The following is a 15,617-nucleotide window of genomic DNA, read 5'->3' as shown; positions in this document are numbered from 1 at the left end:
GTGAGGGGACGCGCTAGCGCCAATTCGTTAGTCTGGACGGCGACCGCCGCCGTCCACGGCCTTGCGGCCTGGGGCCTGGCGCTCAACCTTGCCCCGAAAGGCGTGTTCCTCGACCCGCCGGTGATGTCGGTGGAACTGGCCGAGGTTCTGGGCGGCGAGGTTCGTCCGCGCCAGGCGGCGTTGCCGCCGGTGCAGCAGACCGAGGTCCTCAAGGACCCGCATCTCGACGCGCCGATCCAACGCTATGTCAGCGTCGCTCCGCCGGAGCCGGCGGCTGCGCAAAGCGTCGGGCCGATCCGATCGCAGGTCGCGGCCGCGCCGCAGGGCGCTGCAGAAGCCGCCCCTGCGCCGCCCGTCGCGCCCGCGTCGCGGCAGGGCGTCGCGCATGGGCTGGATGCCGACGCCCCGCATGGCCCGGGCCGCGACTATTCATCAAGGCTGCGAAGCTGGCTCGAGGCGCACAAGACCTATCCACGGCGCGCGCGCATGCGGCACGAGGAGGGCGTCGTGCAGGTGCGCTTCGTGCTGGACCGCGACGGCCACGTGCTGGACGGCGGCATCCTGCACACCTCCGGGCACCCGACCCTCGACGCTGAGGTCTTGGCGATGCTCGTGCGCGCCGATCCATTTCCACCGGCGCCGCATCACTTGGCCGGCGATCGAATCGAGATCGCCGCGCCGGTGGAATTCTTTTTGCAGAACTAGCTGCGCGGTGGACCTCGGCGGTCCGCCTAGCGGTACATCTGCTCGACAACCTCATCGAGGGTCTCGCGGTCGGTCCCGTAGGTCTTGATGAGCGCCATCGCCTCATCGATGTCCATGTCGTGATCGGCGGCGAACGAACGGGCCTCATCGAGAACGCGGGTCTGACCACGGGGCGCAGTACGGGCCTGAGCAAGGGTAGGCAAGGGGCTTCCTCCACTGACTTGTTACTTGAGTAACGACGAACAAGCGCCGCCGTTCCAAGAAGGAGGCTATGACGGGCACGTACTATTGCGCCATTGATCCAGGTTAGCTTCCCGATCAACTGAACGCGAGCAGAAGAGCGCTAATGCCCCTCTCTGCGGTGGGTCAGCCGGTGATGAACCAGGACGATCAATCCGCCGACGGCCAGGCCGACGAGCGCGGCGAACAGGGCCTGGGCGATCCAAACAGCGACGGGTCCGCCACCGGCGACCGCATGGCCGATGGCGTCGGAGATCTCTGGCACGCCGTGAACATTGAACTCATGCAGACCATGGACGAGAATGCCGCCGCCCACCCAGAGCATGGCCGCGGTGCCCACCTGGGCCAATAGGCTGAGTACGGTGGGCATCCCCCGCACCAGGAAGCTGCCCGTAGCCTGCACGGCGCGGCTCCGGCGCTTCGTCAGATAGAGGCCGATATCGTCCATCTTCACGATCAGGCCGACCACGCCGTAAACACCGATGGTGATCATCAACGCGACCACCGCCAATGCGCCGGCCTGGACGAGCAGCGGCCGGTCGCTGACGTCGGCGAGCGATATCGCCATGATCTCGGCGGACAGGATCAGATCCGTGCGGATGGCGCCGGAGACCTTCGCCGCTTCCAACTCCTGGGAGCTCAAGGCCAGTTGATCAGGCTCCGCTGACGGGGCTTCGCCGTGGAAGGCTTCGAGGATCTTCTCGGCGGCCTCGAAGCAGAGGTACGAGCCGCCGGCCATCAGGATGGGCGTCACCGCCCAGGGCGCGAAGGCGCTGAGCGCCAGAGCCCCGGGCAGCAGGAAGAGGAACTTGTTTCGCAGCGATCCGACGGCGATCTTGAAGACGATCGGCAGCTCACGCGCCGGTGTGAAGCCCATGGCGTAGCCTGGCGTCACGGCGGTGTCGTCGACGACGACGCCGACGGCCTTGGCGCCGGCCTTATGGGCGGACGCCACCACATCATCGACAGAGGCCGCCGCCAGCTTGGCGATGCCCGCTACGTCGTCGAGAAGCGCAAATAGGCCAGACGCCATGAAACCCCATGTGAACTCAGCTACGTGTGAACTCAGCCGCGCGCGGAGCGCATGCCCGCCACGACCTTCAGATCGTTCCGCCGGCTCAGGTTCCGATAGGCGTCGGTCTCGCGCCCGTAAAGCGCCACCCTTCCGGCGGCGGCGTGATGCAGACCAAAGCCGCACTGGTTGACCAGCGGCGAGGCGCGCAGGCAGGCGCGTGACTTCGCCAGGAACGTCGGGCGGCCCTTGAAGTCGCAATTTCCGAAACGTATCTGGGCGTCGCGAGGCCACGTCCTCGACCGCTGCGGCGGCTTCAAGTCCGGGACGGCCCGGCGTTTCTGACGAGGAACGCACCTGTGGCCTGGATTTATCTCGCCGTCGCCGGTCTGCTCGAAGTCGTCTGGGCGCTGCTCATGAAGCAGTCGCACGGATTCACCCGCCCTTGGCCCAGCCTGGGCGCGATCGCTTTCATGATCGCCAGCTTCGGCCTGCTGTCTCTCGCCATGCGCACCCTGCCGCTCGGCACGGCCTACATGGTGTGGACGGGCGTCGGCGCGGTCGGCGCCTTCATCGTCGGCGTGTTTGTTCTCGGGGAACCTGCCGGAGCACTGCGCGTCGCTGCGGCTGTGCTGATCGTTTCTGGTCTTGCTCTGATGAAGTTCGCCAGCACCGCAGCCTAGGCCGTCTCACGCGCGATCGCGACGCCGCCCACCAGCGCCGCCGGCCTGTACGAGCAGGCCGCCCAGAAGTGAGGCGTGGTCTGGAGAGACCAGCAGGTTGCGACGAGGCAAGCCATCTCCGAGCGCGCCGCGGGCAATGCGCACCGGGGCGACCTTCATCGGATCGGCGAACCTCGCCGCGGAGCCGTCGGGAACGGCGACCCGCGTGCCAGCGCAGAAGCAAGGCGTGAAGGTGGCGGTCACATAGAAGTAGTTCCCACCGGGACCGCCGCCGCCGTTGGTGGTGATGATTCCCCGCGGCCCCTCGCCGACATAGGTTTCGGCATAGCCCGGCCCATAGGGATCGCCGTCGCAGGTGAGGGTTTCGCCTGGGGTGAAGGTTCCGTCGCCGACCGTATCGACGATCGTCCTTGGAGCGTAACCAGAGTTCTCGAATTGAACCATGCGTTTCCCCAAGCGGACGCGTCAGGCGTCCGCAACCACCAGCCCCGTCTCAATGATGAGTCGAGGTGCGCATTGTCACAGCGACCGGCGTTAGACGAAGCGGCTGGATTTTTCGGAAATGGTGGATGCGACAGGGATTGAACCTGTGACCCCCTCGGTGTGAACGAGGTGCTCTCCCGCTGAGCTACGCATCCGCCGGGCCGTGACGGGCTTAGCGTCCGTCTCGAAGGGATGCGCCTATAGCGTCTGGGCCGCAGGCTCGCAAGCGTCGAGCAGTCGGACGCAGGCCTCGACGAGTTGGTCGTAGTGGTCGATCAGCACATCAGCGCCCAGTTCGGCGACCGGCGTCTCGGTATAGCCGAAGCTGACCAGGACCAGGCCGGTCCCTGCCGCGCGCGCGGCGCCCGCGTCGGGGGCGGCGTCGCCGACCATCACAGCACGGGCGATGTCGCCGCCGCAGGCCTCTACAGCGGCGATCAGGTGGCGGGCGTCCGGCTTGGGGGCGGGCGCCGCGTCGGCGCCGACGACGGCGTCGAACAGGCCCTTCATGCCCAGCGCGTCCAACAGGGCGACGGACAGATCGGTGCGCTTGTTCGTGCACACCACAAGCGAAGCGCCCGCGGCCCGCAACCGCAGAAGGGCGGCCTCGACGCCCGGAAACGGGCGGGTCTCATCGGCGATCCGCGTCAGGTAGTCGGCGATGAAGCGCTGCGTCAGCATCGGCGCCTCGTCAGAGGGCGCTGGGGCGCCGGCGGCCGTGAATCCGCGCTGTATCAGCCAGGCGGCGCCACGGCCGATGAAGGGCCGTGCCTCGGCGAGCGGGAGCGCCGGATGGCCATGCTCGGCCAGCAGCCGGTTCAGGGCGGCGATCAGGTCCGGCGCGCTGTCGACCAGCGTCCCATCCAGGTCGAAGGCGATGGTCGCGCCCTTCAGGGCGGCAAGGTCGGGCAGCTCGGTCATCCACGGAAGGTCTAGCGGCTTCTCGCGCCGCGCGGCAAGGCTTGCTAAGGCTCGCGACAAGCTTCGATTAGGGAATCGTCCATGGCCGGCCGCGCCGCCGTGATCCTCGCCGCTGGGCAGGGGACGCGCATGAAGTCTCCGACGCCCAAGGTGCTGCACCGCGTCGGCGGTCGCGCCCTGCTCGATCATGTGATTGATATCGCGCAAGCCGTCGACTGCGCCCGCGTGGTCGTGGTCGTCGGCGCTCAGAACCCCCAGGTCGGCGACGCCGCGCGCAAGCGCCTGGGCGAGCGCGCCGTGGTTATCCAGGACCCGCCGTTGGGCACCGGCCACGCCGTCCTCGCCGCCCGGGAGGCCTTGGCCGACTTCGACGGCGACGTGCTTGTGCTGAACGGCGACTGCCCGCTCTTGCAGCCGAGCGACCTGGCCCAGCTGCTGGCTCTGCGCGGAGAGGCGAACCTCGGCCTCCTGGCCTTCGAACCGATCGATCCGCTGCTCTATGGCCGGGTGATTGAGGACGACGACGGGGAGGTCGTGAAGATCGTCGAGGCCCGCGACGCCACGCCGGGGGAGCTTGCCGTGCGGCGTTGTTACGCCGGCATGATGGTCGCTGACCGCGCCGATCTCTTCGGGTGGTTGGGCCAGGTCGGCAATCGCAACTCCAAGGGCGAATACTACCTGACCGACGTGGTCGGCCGGGCGACCGCCGACGGCGCGGCCGTGCGCGCCGCAGTGGTTTCAGAATCCGCAGTGATGGGCTGCGACACGCAGGGCCAGCTCGCCCAGGCTGAGGCGTTTTTCCAGGCTCGCCGCCGCGCCGCCCTTCTCGCGGCGGGCGTCGCCATGCCGGCCCCGGACACCGTTCATCTGTCCTGGGACACCGCCATCTCGCCCGGAGCCACGGTGGAGCCTTATGTCGTCTTCGCGCCGGGTGTGACCGTGGAGACCGGCGCGGTGATCCGCGCCTTCAGCCACCTGGAGGCGGCGATTGTCCGTTCCGGCGCGCTGGTCGGTCCCTATGCGCGGTTGCGGCCAGGCGCTGACATCGGTGAGGACGCCCATGTCGGCAACTTCGTCGAGATCAAGAACGTGCGCCTCGGCAAGGGCGCCAAGGCCAACCACCTGAGCTACCTGGGCGACGGTTCGGTCGGCGCGGGCGCAAATCTCGGCGCCGGCACGATCTTCTGCAACTATGACGGGTTCGGCAAATACGAGACACACATAGGCGCCAACGCCTTTATCGGCTCGCAAACCGCGCTGGTGGCGCCTGTGCGCGTCGGCGACAGGGCCATGACCGCTTCGGGTTCGGTCATCACCCAGGATGTGCCCGACGACGCCCTGGCGCTGGAGCGTAGCCCGCTGGTCATCAAGCCAGGCTGGGCGGCCCGTTTCCGTGAACGTATGCGAGCGCTGAAGGCGGCGAGGGCGAAGGCATGATGAGCGCGGAAGATCAGAAGCGTCAGGTCGGTGAGGCCGCGGCGGCTCTCGTCGAGGCGGGCATGGTGGTGGGCCTGGGCACGGGCTCTACGGCGGCCTGGTTCGTCCGCGCCCTGGCGGAGCGCGGCCTGGACATCAGCGGCGTCGCCACCTCCCTCGCCACCGCCGATCTCGCCCGCAGCCTCGGGATGCGCTTGGTCGAACTTGACGACGTAAGCGCTATCGATCTTACGGTCGACGGCGCCGACGAGATCGGACCGGGGCTGTCGCTGATCAAGGGCGGCGGCGCGGCGCTCCTGCGGGAAAAGCTGGTCTGGGAGGCCTCGCGCCGCTCCGTGGCCATCGCCGACGGCAGCAAGGTGGTCGCTACGCTGGGGGCTTTTCCCCTGCCGATCGAGGTTGTCGCCTTCGGCCACAAGACCACGTCGCTGCGCATCTGCGACGCCCTTGCTGAATGCGATCTTGGCGTCGCGCCGCGTCTTCGGACACGCGATGGGGCGCCGGTGCGCACCGATGGCGGAAACCTTATCTATGACGTCGCCTGCGGACGGATCGAGGACCCGGCCGCTCTGGCTGCGGCGCTGAAGAGCGTCACCGGCGTGGTCGATCACGGCCTGTTCCTCGACCTGGCGGATCTGGCTCTGGTGGCCGGGCCCGGCGGGGTGACGAAGCTCGAACCTTGAAGGAAGCCTGACGGTGGGAACCTACGACTATGATCTGTTCGTCATCGGCGCAGGATCCGGTGGGGTGCGTGCGGCCCGGTTGGCGGCCATCTCCGGGGCGAAAGTCGCCGTCGCCGAGGAGCACCGGGTCGGCGGCACCTGCGTGATCCGCGGCTGCGTGCCGAAGAAATTCATGGTCTATGCCTCGGAGTTCGCCCACGGCTTCGAGACCGCCGAGGCCTATGGCTGGACCGTCGGCGAGACGTCCTTCGATTGGCCCAAGTTCCTTGCCGAAAAGGACAAGGAGATCGCCCGCCTGTCCGGGCTCTACGTTCGCAATCTGCAGAACGCCGGCGCGGACCTGATCCACGGCAAGGCCCGTCTGGTCGACGCTCACACTGTTGAGGTCGAGGGCAAGGGTCGCGTCACCGCTGAGAAGGTCTTGATCGCCACCGGCGGGACGCCCTGGATGCCGGATATCCCTGGCGTTGACTTGGCGATCAGCTCCAACGAGGCCTTCTACCTGCCGGAATTGCCCAGGCGCATCGTCATCACCGGCGGCGGCTACATCGCCGTCGAATTCGCCTGCATCTTCGCCGGCCTCGGCGTCGAGACCACCCTGGTGCACCGCGGCCCGAATATCCTTCGCGGTTTCGACGACGACATCCGCGCCCACCTCGCCGACGAGATGACCAAGCGCGGTATCCGCGTGCTGCTTGGCACGAACCTGACCTCGCTCGAAAAGGTCGACGGCGGCATCCTGTCGACCTGCGACAACGGCCATCTTCTGGAGGCCGATGTCGTGCTCATGGCCCTGGGCCGCATCGCCTACGTCGAGGGCCTGGGCCTGGACGCCGCCGGCGTCGCCCTGGATGAGAAGGGCGCAATCGTCGTCGACCAGTTTTCGCGCACCAGCGTCGAGAACATCTGGGCGGTCGGCGACGTCACCGATCGGATCAACCTGACGCCTGTAGCGATCCGAGAAGGCGCAGCCTTCGCCGAAACGGAGTTTTACGGGCGGCCGACCAGCTTTGATCACGAGATGGTCGCTTCGGCCGTCTTCTCGCAGCCGCCGATCGGTTCGGTCGGCCTGAGCGAGGCCGACGCCCGCCACCAGGTCGGCCGCGTCGACGTCTACAAGACGAGCTTCCGGCCGATGAAGTACGCCTTCGCCGGCATCGACCAGCGCTGCATGATGAAACTGGTGGTCGATGCGGGGAGCCAGAAAATCCTCGGTTGCCACGTGGTTGGACCGGACGCGCCGGAGATCATCCAGATGGCGGCCATCGCCCTGAAGATGGGCGTCACGAAACAACAATGGGATTCGACCTGCGCGGTGCACCCGACGCTCGCTGAAGAGCTGGTGACGATGCGCGAGAAGGTGGCGCCTGCGGAACTCGGCGCGGCGGCCTGATCCCATCGCGATGAACGACCGATTGGGCAAATGGTGTGGCGGCGTCCTGATCTGGGTCGCCGCCATGACGCCGTTGCTCGCCTACGTCGGGCCGTTGGGCTTCGCGCTTCTACCCGCGATCGCCGGCCTCTTGATGGCGCCCGCATTCTGGATTCGCCCTGAGGACCACAGGATCATGCTGGTGCTGGTCCTCGCCTTGGTGTGGGGCTGGATCTCGATGGTCTGGAGCCCGCAACGTCCGACCGAGTTCGAAGACAATGCGGCGGCCAAGCTGACCTTGGCCTTGCCCCTGTTTTGGTCCGCCTGGTGCGGCGCCCGACGCGCCGATCCCCGGCTCGGCGCGATCGCCCTGCGGATCCTGGGCTATGGGATGGCGGGCCTCGGCCTGATCCTGGGCTTTGAAGCGCTTACCGGCGCAGCACTTTATCGGGCGATCCACGAGGCGCTCTACGAGCCGATCCGCCCCGACATCGCCATGCGCAACCTTGGGCGCGACACCTTTGTCGTCGCCCTGATCTGGCCGCTCGCCGCGCTGGGTGCGGCCCGCGCGGGGGCGCCGCGCTGGCTGGCCGCGCCGATGGTGATCGGCATGGGGCTGGCGGCTCACCGGTTCGGGTCGGACGCCCCCTTGCTGGCCGTGGTTGTGGCGGGGATCGTCGGCTGGATGGTCTGGCGCTCGCCGCTGAAGGGCGCGAACAGCCTGGGGTGGGTCGCCGCGTGCTTCTTCCTGTTCATGCCGGCGCTGGTGATGGCGGGGCAGGCGGCCGGAATCTACCAGCCCCTGCGCGCCAGCCTTCAGCTCTCCTGGGCGGAGCGGATGGACTTCTGGGCCGCCGCCGTCGATCTGATCGGCCAGCATCGCCTGAGGGGCTGGGGCCTCGACGCCAGCCGGACGTTCAGCCCGCAGATCCGGCTGCATCCGCATAATGGCGCGATCCAGGCGTGGCTCGAACTGGGCCTCGTCGGCGCGTTCCTGGCCGCGGGTTTCTGGGGACTGAGCCTGCGCAGACTGACCACCACGATTGGCGAGGCCTCCTGGGTCGCTCCTGTCACGGCCGCCTGCGCCAGCGTCTATCTGCTGTTCGGCGCGGTCAATTTCGGCCTGTGGCAGGAATGGTGGCTGGGCCTCGGCGTTCTGGTCGCCATGCTTGCCGCTCTAACGCGCGCCCAGCCTTCGGCGGCCTTTGAGCAGGCCGCGCCCTAGCCATCGACCTTCTCCCCGGTTTTGCTGTAGAAGCGCGCCTTCGTCGCCGCGGGGAATGCGGCGGCCGGAGTTGAGCGATGAGTGAACATTGGACCCCCGCCTCCTGGCGTTCGAAAGCGGTCATCAAGCATGTGCCGGACGACTATCCGGACATGGCCGCGCTGTCGGCCGTGGAGCAGACCCTGCGCGGCATGCCGCCGCTGGTGTTCGCCGGTGAAGCCCGTCGCCTGAAGTCGCTGCTCGGGGATGTCTCCGAGGGCAAGGCCTTCCTGCTGCAGGGCGGCGACTGCGCCGAGAGCTTCAAGGAATTCCACGCCGACAACATTCGCGACATGTTCCGTTTGATCCTGCAGATGGCGGTGGTGCTCACCTTCGCCGGCGGAAAGCCGGTGGTGAAGGTGGGGCGTATGGCTGGCCAGTTCGCCAAGCCGCGCTCATCCCCTGTCGAGAAGATCGGTGATGTTGAGCTGCCATCCTATCGCGGCGACAACATCAACGGCATGGAGTTCACCGAGGAGTCGCGCCGGCCAGATCCCCAACGCTTGTTGCAGGCCTATGGTCAGTCGTCCGCGACGCTCAACCTGCTGCGCGCCTTCGCCGGCGGCGGCTACGCAGACCTCTACAACATCCATCGCTGGACCCTGGGCTTCGTCAACGGCAGCCCGCAAGGCGACCGCTATGCCGAGCTTTCGGAAAAGATCACCGAAGCCCTGACCTTCATGGCCGCCATCGGGGTCACGCCTGAGACTCACCCGGATCTGCACCGTGTGGAGTTCTTCACCAGCCACGAAGCCCTGCTGCTGGGGTTCGAGGAGGCGATGACCCGTGTCGATTCCACGTCGGGCGATTGGTACGATACCTCCGCCCACCTGGTCTGGATCGGCGAGCGCACCCGTCAGCTCGACGGCGCCCACGTGGAGTATTTCCGCGGCATCCAGAATCCGGTGGGCCTAAAGTGCGGCCCGACCATGGAGCCGGACGACCTCCTGCGCCTGGCCGACGCCCTTAATCCGCAGAACGAGGCAGGCCGCCTGACCCTCTATGGCCGCTTCGGCTCGGACAAGATCGCAGGCCGTCTGCCGGCGCTGCTGCGCGCCACAAAGGCCGCGGGCAAGAAGGTCGTCTGGGCGATCGATCCGATGCACGGCAACACGCTGACCGCCGCCAACGGCTACAAAACCCGGCCTTTCGACCGGATTCTGTCGGAGGTGAAAAGCTTCGTTGAGATCTGCAAAGCCGAGGGCGTCCACCCCGGCGGCGTCCACCTGGAGATGACCGGTCAGGACGTCACCGAGTGCCTGGGGGGCGCCCGCGCGCTCACCGAAGGCGATCTTGCCGATCGCTATCACACCCATTGCGATCCCCGTCTGAACGGCGAACAGGCGCTCGAACTGGCCTTCTTGGTGGCTGAAAAGCTGAAGGAAGATCGGGTGGGCGAGGCCGCTCAACGCCTGGTCGCCGTCTAAGACGCGCCGCCGGTCGGCGGCGCCCGGAGCTTCCATGCGCGCCGCCGCCCTCACCGAACTGAACGCGCTCGTCCGCCTGGCCTGGCCCGTGATCGTCGCCCGCCTGGGCATCATGGCCATGGGGTTGACGGACGCGGTCGTCGTTGGGCGCTATTCCGCGCGCGAACTCGGCTATCATGCCCTGGGTTGGGCCGCGACCAGCGTCGTCGTCACCGCCGTCATCGGGCTGCTGGTCGGCGCCCAGGTGATGGCCGCCCGTGCGCTCGGTCGCGGCGACCGGCGCGAGACCGGCGCGGTGCTGCGCCGCGCTGTCGTCTATGCGGTCCTGATCGGCGTTGCCTCGGCGCTCGCCTTGGCGGCGACCGGCCCCATCTTTCTGCGCAACATCGGCCTTGAGTCTGACCTCGCGGACGGCGCGGCTCGGGTGCTCGTTGTCTTCTGCCTATCGCTGCCAGCCTACGCGCTGAGCGCAGCCGGCAGCATGTGGTTGGAGGGGCTGGGGCGCCCAGGCCCCGCGGCGGCGCTGATGTGGGTGGCCAATCTCGTCAACCTCGCCCTTGTCGTCGTCCTCGTACCCGGCGGTTTCGGGCTGCCGGCGCTGGGTGCGGTGGGCGGCGCCTGGGGGACGTTTGGCGCACGCATTTTTCTAGTCATGGCGACTTTCCTCTACATCATCCGCATGGCCGAGGCGCGTGATCTGGGCGTCTTCGACAAGGCTCCGCGTGATCGGCCGGCCGAAGTCGAGCAGCGGCGGATCGGCTTCGGCGCGGGCGCTTCAAATACGTTCGAGGTCGCGGCCTTTGCGGGCATGAATGTCTTCGCCGGCTGGATCGGCGGCCTGGCGGTTGCAGCCTACGCCATCGTCCTGAACGTCTCGGCGATCGTCTTCATGATCCCGCTTGGCCTCGCCACGGCCGCCGCCGTGCGCGTGGGACGAGCATATGGCGCGGGTGACCGCAGGGGAGTGACACGCTCTGGCGTTGTCGCCTTCGCGGTCGCCGCGGCAGGCGGCCTGTTGGCTGCTGCGGTGATCGCGCCGATCGCCGGTCCGATCGTCAGGGGCTACACCCGCGACGCCCTGACCATATCGCTCGCTGTCCCGGCGCTCTTGCTGGCCTGCCTGATGTTCGTGCCGGACTCGCTGCAGGTGGTGATCGCCCAGGCGCTCAGGGCCCGCGGCGATGTGCTGGCGCCCACGGTCACCCATCTGGCCAGCTACATCTTCCTGATGCTGCCCTTGGCCTGGGCGCTGGCGATCCCCGCCGGTCTCGGCGTGATCGGCATCGTCTGGGGCATCGTCATCGCCAGCACCGTCTCGGCGGTCCTGTTAGGCCTGCGCTTCTGGCGATTGAGCCGACGGCCGGTCTAGGCGCCGAGGATCCAACCCTCTTCGCGCTCGGCGTCGAGCACGACGTCCGCCGCCATGCCCTTGGCCGGTGCGAAGACTTCGCCCAGCTTGCCGGCTTCGTCCAGGCGCGCGAAGTGTTCGGCGACCGTCCGCACCTGGGTCAGATCCTTTGCCTCGCCGGCCACCGGCGCGGGCTTCAACAGCGAGGGGTAGACCTCGGCCAAGACCACGTCGACACCGTCGAGATCGGCCTCGGTCAGGGTCTTGAAGCCGGTCTCGAAGGGCCAGATCTTGGCGGAACGCGCATCATGAAGACGGCGCGCCACCGGAATGCCGAGGATCGCCTGACCTCCAACCGACCCATTGTAGTAGAGCTTCCAGATTGAGGCCGCGCCCTTCGCGGCCAGATCCGCATGGCGGAACTCCGGCACGTCGTCGGGCCCATGCGCCCGGGTGCGCTTCGGCTGAAGCGTTGTCAGCGCGTCCTTTGGCGGGCAGCCCCAGAACGGGAAAGGGCCGCCGGTCAGCTTCTGGTTCAGGTTAGAGCCGACGCCAAAGCGGTTGTTGTCGTTGTTGGGCTTGTCCTTGACCAGCTTGTCCAGCTGATCCCACGCTGCGCGCCAAGGCTCGCCCGGCAGCTTCAAGGCGTCGGCGAAGCCCCTCGGAAAGCCAAGCGGGAAATCGAAGCCGACCAACGCGCGCTCCGAACGCTTCTTCAAGTCGTCGAGAATCGCGTTGAGCTTGGTCTCCGCCTCGGCGCGGGTCGCGGGATTGAAGCTCTCGAAGGTCAGGCGGAAACGCAGGTCGCGCTTCATCACGCCGATCCAGATCGAATCAGGGCCCGTCGCGGGCTTGGCGGCCGCGCTCCAATCGACAATCACATAGGCGCTAAACAGGCGCGGCACGGCGGGCGCTCTCAAACACTGAAAAGGGAACGGGCGCAGTCTAGACCTTTGGCGTTGGCGAACCAATGGCGTGACCGTGACAAAAGGCGTTCGCCGGTTGCGCGGCCATGCTAGACGCCCGCCGTCCAAGAGCGATCAGGAGACGCACATGTCCCAGCCCCTGCGCGGCGGCGTCATCGGCGCGGGCGTCTTCGGCGGCTACCACGCCAAGCAATATGCGCGCCTGGACGGCGTCTCCCTGGCGGCGGTGCTCGACCTCGACGCGGCGCGCGCGGCGGCCATCGCTGAGCCTCTCGGCGGCCGTGGCTACAATGACCTTCAGGCGTTTCTCGACGCCGTCGACGTCGTCACGGTGGCCACGCCCGCGACCGTCCACGCTGGCCAGACCCTGGCGGCGCTCCAGGCGAACAGGTCGGTCTATGTGGAAAAGCCCATCGCCACGCGGATGGACGACGCCGTCGCTCTGCGTGACGAGGCGCTCTCTCGCGGCCTGACCATAGGCTGCGGCCACCAAGAGCGGGTTGTCTTCCGCGCCATGGGTCTGTTCGACATTCCCGAACAGCCTTTGCGCCTCGAAGCCGTGCGCCACGGCCCTCCGTCCGAGCGCTGCCAGGATGTCACCGCCGTCCTGGACCTGATGATCCACGACATCGATCTCGCGCTCTCACTGTCCACCGCCCGGCCGCTGGAGACCCGGGCGACGGGCGAGCGCGGACCCAACACCTTCGACGCCATCCGTGCCGACATCGTCTTTGACGATGGCTTCGCCTGCGTCTTCGACGCCTCGCGCCTGGCGCCGGCTCGCAAGCGCACCATGAAGGTGGTCTACCCCTCCGGCGCGGTGGAGATCGATTTCGTCGCCCGCACCTTCCGCAACACGACGCCCTTCGTCCTGAACGAAGCCTTCGCCGACACCCCGGCCGGTAAGGACCCTCTGGGCGCCAATGTGGCGGCATTTCTGATGGCCGCCCGCGGCCTTGCACCCGCGCCGATCGTCACCGCCGACGAGGCGATCGCGGCGTTGCAGGCCTCGCTGGCTGTCGAGGCTTGCCTCTAAAGATCCAACTCCACCACCAGGGGCACATGGTCTGAGGGCTTGTCCCAGCCGCGGACATCGCGGTGGATGCTGACGCCGGTCAGGGCGTCTGCGGCTTGCGGCGAGAGCAGGGCATGGTCGATGCGGATGCCATTATTCCGCTGCCAGGCGCCGGCCTGGTAGTCCCAGAAGGTGTAGGCGCCCGGCGCGCCATCGGCGGCCAGGAAGGCTTCTGTGAGGCCCAGCCACTTCAGGGCGCGGAAGGCTGCGCGAGTTTCCGGCTGAAAGAGCGCGTCGCCCAGCCAGTTGCTTGGATTCTCCGCGTCCCTGGGTTCAGGGATCACGTTGAAATCGCCGGTCAGGACCAACGGCTCCTCAAGGGTCAACAGGTCCTGGGCGTGGCGGTGCAGCCGGCCCATCCAGGCGAGTTTGTAGGGGAATTTCTCAGTGTCGATCGGATTCCCATTAGGCAGGTAGATCGAGGCGACGCGCACGGGACGAGGGCCGGAAATCACCGCCTCGATATAGCGCGACTGCTCGTCTTCGCCGGGATCGGGCAGGCCGCGACGGACATCCTCCATCGGCCGCTTCGAAAGCAGGGCGACGCCGTTGTACGACTTCTGGCCATGAACCTCGACGTTGTAGCCGAGGCGTTCAAACGCCTCCGTGGGGAACTTCTCGTCGACGCATTTGATCTCCTGCAGGCAGGCGACGTCTGGCTGGGCGGCCTCGAACCACTTCAGCACCGTCTGGAGGCGGGCGTTGACCGAATTGACGTTCCAGGTGGCGATGCGCATCCGGCATGGATAGCCGCTGGATCAGATCCGCGCCAAGTCGATTTCGGCCCTGGGGCTTTCGACCGAAATCCTGTCGATTTCGACCCGCGCCAGGTCGACCCGTTGGTCGCCGACGACAGTGTCGCGCAGCAGGGCCGCCAAGCTCGTCGACGGATCTGAATCGACCGTTACGCAGGCCACGCCACGCTTGAGCAGGGCGTCTGCGCGGTGGGCTAGTTCTTCCTTGGCGGCGCCGATGTCAGCCACGAGCACGGCCAAAGGGGCCGCGCCTTCGGCGAAGGGCGGATAGCGCAGGACCGCGGAGTCCGTGAGTTGGCAGTGGCCGGGATCCAGCAGGGCCAGGGCGTCTGCGCCGATGGTCACCGCCAATTCAGCGGCCTGCTGGGTGGTTTTGTCGTCTCCCGGGATCAGCCGAGCGAAATGATAGGCCATCGCCGCCTGCTGATGGTGCTCGCCAGCCGGTTGGACATAGCCTTCGGTCAGCAACTCCTGGGCGGCGCCGAGGTGACGCTCGGCGATCTCGGTCCAGGCCTGCGTCCAGCCGTTCAGGGCTGGGGCCTTGGCCCGCACCGCCTCGATGTCGGTTAGGGGCACGCCCGCCAGACGCATGCGCGGGGCGAGCGAATCGAGAGCCTCGGCTGTGGTGGAAATCTGGCGCTCATGCGCCTGGGCGCCGTTCAGCGTTGTCGCTGTCAGGCCCGCGCCGGCGCTGAACTGGAGCATAGCGCGTCGGTTTAACTGGGCCATGGGTCGCCTCCCTTATGATTGCGGTCCGATTTCGATCGGACTCCGCAGCTTCGGTCAGTTTGACCTTTGCTGCTTGGGGAGTTGAACCTTGGCCGCAGGCGGTGGCAAGCCCAATCGCTAAACGACCGGTGCAATACCTCAGATCGAGAAGCTCACGCCGCAGCCGCAGCTCGACTTGGCGTTGGGATTGCGGACACGAAACTCGGCACCGACCAGTTCGTCGACGAAGTCGATCTCCGAGCCCTTCAGCAGGGCCAGCGACATGGTGTCGACGACCGCCGTCGCGCCATCGCGCTCGACCCGCAGGTCGTCAGCTTCCGTCGCGTCTACGAGATCGAAGACATATTGGAAGCCGGAGCAACCGCCGCCTTCAACACCGATGCGGAGCATAAGTTCGCGCCCCTCGCTCAGGCCGACATCACGGATGCGGCGGGCGGCGGCTTGGCTCAGGGTAAGGTCGATGGCGGTCATGGGTGTTAAACCGGCTCCAGGCCTAGACTATATGATGCTTCTTCGGCTTCGACCAAGAGGCTGCATCTCGATCGGTGATTGGAGCC

The 15,617-nt window shown here is 67.3% G+C and carries 18 protein-coding genes and 1 tRNA gene; 9 read left to right on the top strand and 10 right to left on the bottom strand.

Translation table 11 applies throughout. The features are described 5' to 3' along the window. Positions 1 to 705: an energy transducer TonB gene (locus BN1313_RS14210; RefSeq protein ID WP_218054402.1), complete on the top strand. Its 705-nt coding sequence runs from the start codon at positions 1 to 3 to the stop codon at positions 703 to 705. Between the two features lie 26 nt (positions 706 to 731). Here the strand turns inward: BN1313_RS14210 and BN1313_RS16645 are convergent, their stop codons facing one another. The 3 genes from BN1313_RS16645 to BN1313_RS16380 all read right to left on the bottom strand — a co-directional run bounded on the left by BN1313_RS16645 (position 732) and on the right by BN1313_RS16380 (position 2,277). Beyond that, a complete protein-coding gene (locus tag BN1313_RS16645; protein WP_176696045.1) occupies positions 732 to 908 on the bottom strand; it encodes a hypothetical protein in 177 nt (58 codons plus the stop codon). A gap of 140 nt (positions 909 to 1,048) precedes the next feature. Beyond that, positions 1,049 to 1,978: a DUF808 domain-containing protein gene (locus tag BN1313_RS14205; protein ID WP_091742818.1), complete on the bottom strand. Its 930-nt coding sequence runs from the start codon at positions 1,976 to 1,978 to the stop codon at positions 1,049 to 1,051. Positions 1,979 to 2,010: 32 nt separating this feature from the next. After that, a complete protein-coding gene (locus BN1313_RS16380; RefSeq protein ID WP_141653161.1) occupies positions 2,011 to 2,277 on the bottom strand; it encodes a DUF6157 family protein in 267 nt (88 codons plus the stop codon). 39 nt (positions 2,278 to 2,316) lie between these two features. On the opposite strand from BN1313_RS16380, the gene BN1313_RS14195 reads away from it, so the two are divergent. Beyond that, positions 2,317 to 2,640: a DMT family transporter gene (locus tag BN1313_RS14195; RefSeq protein WP_091742816.1), complete on the top strand. Its 324-nt coding sequence runs from the start codon at positions 2,317 to 2,319 to the stop codon at positions 2,638 to 2,640. Positions 2,641 to 2,646: 6 nt separating this feature from the next. Here the strand turns inward: BN1313_RS14195 and BN1313_RS14190 are convergent, their stop codons facing one another. The 3 genes from BN1313_RS14190 to gph all read right to left on the bottom strand — a co-directional run bounded on the left by BN1313_RS14190 (position 2,647) and on the right by gph (position 4,035). Continuing rightward, positions 2,647 to 3,084, bottom strand: a complete 438-nt coding sequence (locus BN1313_RS14190; protein ID WP_091742814.1) for a Hint domain-containing protein — start codon at positions 3,082 to 3,084, stop codon at positions 2,647 to 2,649. A gap of 119 nt (positions 3,085 to 3,203) precedes the next feature. After that, positions 3,204 to 3,278, bottom strand: a tRNA-Val gene (locus tag BN1313_RS14185). 43 nt (positions 3,279 to 3,321) lie between these two features. Further along, positions 3,322 to 4,035, bottom strand: a complete 714-nt coding sequence (gene gph, locus BN1313_RS14180) for a phosphoglycolate phosphatase (RefSeq protein ID WP_425415043.1) — start codon at positions 4,033 to 4,035, stop codon at positions 3,322 to 3,324. Between the two features lie 90 nt (positions 4,036 to 4,125). Here gph and glmU point away from each other — a divergent pair, with 90 nt between their 5' ends. The 6 genes from glmU (at position 4,126) to BN1313_RS14150 (ending at position 11,596) form a co-directional block, all read left to right on the top strand. Beyond that, positions 4,126 to 5,481: a bifunctional UDP-N-acetylglucosamine diphosphorylase/glucosamine-1-phosphate N-acetyltransferase GlmU gene (gene glmU / locus BN1313_RS14175; protein ID WP_091742810.1), complete on the top strand. Its 1,356-nt coding sequence runs from the start codon at positions 4,126 to 4,128 to the stop codon at positions 5,479 to 5,481. Beyond that, positions 5,481 to 6,164, top strand: coding sequence for a ribose-5-phosphate isomerase RpiA (gene rpiA / locus BN1313_RS14170; RefSeq protein WP_091742808.1), 684 nt, complete (start codon positions 5,481 to 5,483; stop codon positions 6,162 to 6,164). The genes glmU and rpiA overlap by 1 nt, the downstream gene beginning before the upstream one ends. A 13-nt stretch (positions 6,165 to 6,177) precedes the next feature. Then, positions 6,178 to 7,557 (top strand): glutathione-disulfide reductase, encoded by a 1,380-nt coding sequence (gor, locus tag BN1313_RS14165; protein ID WP_091742805.1) that lies wholly within the window; start codon positions 6,178 to 6,180, stop codon positions 7,555 to 7,557. Between the two features lie 10 nt (positions 7,558 to 7,567). Beyond that, entirely contained in the window at positions 7,568 to 8,761 is a 1,194-nt protein-coding gene (locus BN1313_RS14160; RefSeq protein WP_091742803.1) for an O-antigen ligase family protein, read from the top strand. A gap of 77 nt (positions 8,762 to 8,838) precedes the next feature. Next, a complete protein-coding gene (locus BN1313_RS14155; RefSeq protein WP_091742801.1) occupies positions 8,839 to 10,227 on the top strand; it encodes a class II 3-deoxy-7-phosphoheptulonate synthase in 1,389 nt (462 codons plus the stop codon). Between the two features lie 34 nt (positions 10,228 to 10,261). Next, on the top strand, positions 10,262 to 11,596 hold the full coding sequence (locus BN1313_RS14150; RefSeq protein WP_091742799.1) for an MATE family efflux transporter: 1,335 nt from the start codon (positions 10,262 to 10,264) through the stop codon (positions 11,594 to 11,596). Here the strand turns inward: BN1313_RS14150 and BN1313_RS14145 are convergent. Continuing rightward, positions 11,593 to 12,480, bottom strand: coding sequence for a cobalamin biosynthesis protein CbiG (locus BN1313_RS14145; RefSeq protein ID WP_091742796.1), 888 nt, complete (start codon positions 12,478 to 12,480; stop codon positions 11,593 to 11,595). The genes BN1313_RS14150 and BN1313_RS14145 overlap by 4 nt on opposite strands. Positions 12,481 to 12,628: 148 nt before the next feature. Between BN1313_RS14145 and BN1313_RS14140 the strand changes: the two genes are divergently transcribed. After that, positions 12,629 to 13,537: a Gfo/Idh/MocA family protein gene (locus BN1313_RS14140; RefSeq protein ID WP_091742795.1), complete on the top strand. Its 909-nt coding sequence runs from the start codon at positions 12,629 to 12,631 to the stop codon at positions 13,535 to 13,537. Here the strand turns inward: BN1313_RS14140 and xth are convergent. The 3 genes from xth to erpA form a co-directional block, all read right to left on the bottom strand. Then, positions 13,534 to 14,313 (bottom strand): exodeoxyribonuclease III, encoded by a 780-nt coding sequence (gene xth, locus BN1313_RS14135; RefSeq protein ID WP_091742792.1) that lies wholly within the window; start codon positions 14,311 to 14,313, stop codon positions 13,534 to 13,536. The genes BN1313_RS14140 and xth overlap by 4 nt on opposite strands. A 21-nt stretch (positions 14,314 to 14,334) precedes the next feature. Next, a complete protein-coding gene (locus tag BN1313_RS14130; RefSeq protein WP_141653160.1) occupies positions 14,335 to 15,060 on the bottom strand; it encodes a hypothetical protein in 726 nt (241 codons plus the stop codon). 138 nt (positions 15,061 to 15,198) lie between these two features. Continuing rightward, positions 15,199 to 15,531, bottom strand: a complete 333-nt coding sequence (erpA, locus tag BN1313_RS14125) for an iron-sulfur cluster insertion protein ErpA (RefSeq protein ID WP_091742788.1) — start codon at positions 15,529 to 15,531, stop codon at positions 15,199 to 15,201. Between the last annotated feature and the right edge of the window lie 86 nt (positions 15,532 to 15,617).

The organism is Phenylobacterium immobile (ATCC 35973) (assembly GCF_001375595.1).
Lineage (GTDB): Bacteria > Pseudomonadota > Alphaproteobacteria > Caulobacterales > Caulobacteraceae > Phenylobacterium > Phenylobacterium immobile.
The sequence above is the reverse complement of the archived record's forward strand: the minus strand, read 5'-3'. Positions and strand labels throughout refer to the sequence as shown.

Excerpts from the sequence above, each read along its gene's own strand:
- xth (WP_091742792.1), bottom strand. The coding sequence starts at position 14,313 with ATGCGCATCGCCACCTGGAACGTCAATTCGGTCAACGCCCGCCTCCAG.
- erpA (WP_091742788.1), bottom strand. The coding sequence starts at position 15,531 with ATGACCGCCATCGACCTTACCCTGAGCCAAGCCGCCGCCCGCCGCATC.
- BN1313_RS14150 (WP_091742799.1), top strand. The coding sequence starts at position 10,262 with ATGCGCGCCGCCGCCCTCACCGAACTGAACGCGCTCGTCCGCCTGGCC.
- BN1313_RS14140 (WP_091742795.1), top strand. The coding sequence starts at position 12,629 with ATGTCCCAGCCCCTGCGCGGCGGCGTCATCGGCGCGGGCGTCTTCGGC.
- glmU (WP_091742810.1), top strand. The coding sequence starts at position 4,126 with ATGGCCGGCCGCGCCGCCGTGATCCTCGCCGCTGGGCAGGGGACGCGC.
- BN1313_RS14190 (WP_091742814.1), bottom strand. The coding sequence starts at position 3,084 with ATGGTTCAATTCGAGAACTCTGGTTACGCTCCAAGGACGATCGTCGAT.
- BN1313_RS14155 (WP_091742801.1), top strand. The coding sequence starts at position 8,839 with ATGAGTGAACATTGGACCCCCGCCTCCTGGCGTTCGAAAGCGGTCATC.
- BN1313_RS14205 (WP_091742818.1), bottom strand. The coding sequence starts at position 1,978 with ATGGCGTCTGGCCTATTTGCGCTTCTCGACGACGTAGCGGGCATCGCC.
- BN1313_RS14130 (WP_141653160.1), bottom strand. The coding sequence starts at position 15,060 with ATGGCCCAGTTAAACCGACGCGCTATGCTCCAGTTCAGCGCCGGCGCG.
- BN1313_RS14160 (WP_091742803.1), top strand. The coding sequence starts at position 7,568 with ATGAACGACCGATTGGGCAAATGGTGTGGCGGCGTCCTGATCTGGGTC.
- rpiA (WP_091742808.1), top strand. The coding sequence starts at position 5,481 with ATGAGCGCGGAAGATCAGAAGCGTCAGGTCGGTGAGGCCGCGGCGGCT.